The 515-nt window shown below is 46.6% G+C and carries 1 protein-coding gene; it reads right to left on the bottom strand.

Annotation, left to right across the window (positions count from 1 at the left end; genetic code table 11):
- Positions 1-515: YPDG domain-containing protein (locus BJK46_RS12250; RefSeq protein ID WP_201797218.1), on the bottom strand; the 515-nt coding region annotated here is incomplete at both ends.

A 515-nucleotide genomic window follows, 5' to 3' on the forward strand; every position in this document is an offset into this window, starting at 1 on the left:
GATCGTGGTTACCACTATCTGGTGTATCTACTGTTACTTTGACTGGTGTTTCCTCACTTGATCCGTCCGGATATGTTACCTTCACTGGAATATCTACTGATGTTCCTGGTGTCGCATCCGCCGGTGGCGTTACTGTTACTGTTCCATTATCTGGATCTACTTCCGCTGTCCAGCCTTCTGGAATACCTGCTGGTGGTATCTCAAATGTTGTTCCTGGTGGTACATTTGGATCTTTCGTTTGTGGCACTTCCACTGGTACGTTCGGTTTTGTATGTCCTTCTTCGTATCCTGGATCGTGGTTACCACTATCTGGTGTATCTACTGTTACTTTGACTGGTGTTTCCTCACTTGATCCATCTGGATATGTTACCTTCACTGGAATATCTACTGATGTTCCTGGTGTCGCATCCGCCGGTGGCGTTACTGTTACTGTTCCATTATCTGGATCTACTTCCGCTGTCCAGCCTTCTGGAATACCTGCTGGTGGTATCTCAAATGTTGTTCCTGCTGCTTGT

It is taken from the genome of Staphylococcus pseudintermedius, assembly GCF_001792775.2.
GTDB lineage: Bacteria > Bacillota > Bacilli > Staphylococcales > Staphylococcaceae > Staphylococcus > Staphylococcus pseudintermedius.